The 2133-nt window shown below is 68.9% G+C and carries 3 protein-coding genes; all 3 read left to right on the forward strand.

Going from position 1 to position 2133, the window contains the following annotated elements; all coding sequences use genetic code 11:
* The first annotated feature begins 134 nt into the window (after positions 1 to 134).
* On the forward strand, positions 135 to 497 hold the full coding sequence (gene tnpA / locus ACH0BU_RS17980) for an IS66-like element accessory protein TnpA (RefSeq protein ID WP_007407193.1): 363 nt from the start codon (positions 135 to 137) through the stop codon (positions 495 to 497).
* Positions 494 to 841, forward strand: a complete 348-nt coding sequence (tnpB, locus tag ACH0BU_RS17985; RefSeq protein WP_025292355.1) for an IS66 family insertion sequence element accessory protein TnpB — start codon at positions 494 to 496, stop codon at positions 839 to 841. Before tnpA ends, tnpB begins: the two co-directional genes overlap by 4 nt.
* A 55-nt stretch (positions 842 to 896) precedes the next feature.
* On the forward strand, positions 897 to 2133 hold a 1237-nt coding region (gene tnpC / locus ACH0BU_RS17990; protein ID WP_500264470.1), incomplete at its 3' end, for an IS66 family transposase.

Raw genomic sequence — 2133 nt, forward strand, 5'->3', positions numbered from 1 at the left:
GTAAGCGTGGCGTGAGGGCCGCCTTGCCCGTTTGGCCGTAGCCGGGATGCTTATCGTCTTTGACGAGGGCGCGGGCGGTGCGGGAAGTTTTCGGTTCTGAGACTGGTCGTACGAGCGCTCGTACGACTGGTCGTGTGGAGGTGGTCGGCCGGGTATCGGGCCGACGGAGCTGGTCGGACGCGGAGAAGCTGGAGATCCTGGCCGAGGCGTTCCGGCCGGGCGTGCGGGTCCGTGATGTCATCGCCCGGCGCGAGGTGTCGAGCAGCCTGATCTATACGTGGCGCAAGCAGGCGCGGCTGGGCAAGCTGGGCGGGGTCGCGCCTGCGCTGCCGGCATTCGCCGAGGTGCGCGTGGCCGATGTCGCCGCACCTGCGCCGCAGCCGGCGACATCCACGTCTGGCCTCATCTGCATCGAATTTCCGGGTGGCGTCCGAGTGAGCGTGGACGGGTCGGTGGACGCCGGCGCGCTGGCGCGAGTGTTGTCGGTGCTGCGTTGAGCCCCACGCCGTTGCCGACGCGGGTGTTCCTGGCGTGTGGCGTCACCGACATGCGCAAAGGGTTCGATGGCCTGGCGGTACTGGTGCAGCAGGTGCTGGCCCAGAACCCGCACTCGGGCGCGTTGTTCGCGTTCCGGGGCAAGCGGGGTCATCTGGTCAAGCTGCTGTGGTTCGATGGGCAAGGCCTGTGCCTGTTCTCCAAGCGGCTCGACCGGGGTCGGTTCGTCTGGCCGGTGACCGCGACGGGCACGGTGACGCTGACGCCGGCACAATTGTCGATGCTGCTGGAGGGCATCGACTGGCGTCGCCCAGAGCGGACGTTCACGCCGACGCTGGCGGGGTGAAAACGGCGGTTTTGCGACGCTTTTTCTCGCCCGTCGATGCGTGATCTGTTATGAAATGCGGGTGCTGGAAGCGCCTGTTTCCCCTGCTGATGCCGCCGCGCGGATCGCCGCGCTGGAGGCATCGCTCGCCCGGGCGAATGCCGCGCTCGCCGCCCGCGATCTGCTCATCGACACGTTGCGCGGGCAGATCGCTCGACTGCGGCGGATGCAGTTCGGTGCCTCCTCCGAGAAGTTGGGCCGCGAGATCGAACAGCTCGAGCTGGCGCTGGAAGAGCTGGAAACGGAGCGGGATGTTTCCGAAGTCGAGACTGCGGCGCCTGGAGTAGCGCCGCGCCTGGCACCGGTCCGCAGTCTGCCGGAGCATCTGCCGCGCGAGGAGGTCGTCCACGAGCCGGCGTCCGGTATCTGCACCTGCCCGGACTGCGGTGGTGCGCTGCGCCGGCTGGGCGTGGACGCGCACGAGATGCTCGACATCGTGCCGGTGCGCTGGCGGGTCGTGCGCAACGTCCGCCCCAAATACAGCTGCCGGTCTTGCGAGAAGATCGTCCAGGCACCCGCGCCGGTCAGCGCTGTGGCGCGGGGCAAGGCGACCTTCGCGACGCTGGCGCACGTCGTCGTCTCCAAGTTCGACCACCATCTGCCGTTGTACCGCCAGGCCGAGATGATGGCCGCGCAGGGGCTCGAGATCGACCGCTCGACGCTCGCGGGCTGGGCCGGGCAAGCTGCAGCACTGCTCGACCCGGTGGTCAGCCGTATCCGTGACGAGGTGCTCAAGGCCGACAAGATCCACGCCGACGACACGCCGGTGCCGGTGCTCGACCCCGGCCGTGGCAAGACCGCGACCGGGCGGCTGTGGGTGTACGCCGCCGACGACCAGGCGTCCGGCAGCACGACACCGCCCGCAACATGGTATCGCTTCACGCCCGACCGCACCGCGGCGCACCCGCAGGCGCATCTCGCCGGCTTTCGCGGCTTTCTCCAGGCCGATGCCTATGCGGGCTATGACGCCCTGTACCGCGGTGGCGTCACAGAGGTGGCATGCTGGGCACACTTCCGGCGCAAGGTGTTCGACCTGCACGAGCGCCTCTCCACGCCGCTGACCACCGATATCCTGGAGCGCATCGGCGCGCTCTATGCCGTCGAGGCGGAGGTGCGTGGTCAGCCGCCGGATGTACGCCGTCGAGCGCGACAGGAACGAAGCCAGTCGCTGGTCGACGCCTTGCGCGAGGTGCTCGACGCTGCCCTTCGCCGCCTGTCGCCCAAGTCCGACATGGCCAAAGCCATCGCCTATG

Origin of the sequence: Sphingomonas olei, assembly GCF_045369765.1 — a bacterium.
Classification (GTDB): Bacteria; Pseudomonadota; Alphaproteobacteria; order Sphingomonadales; family Sphingomonadaceae; genus Sphingomonas; species Sphingomonas panaciterrae.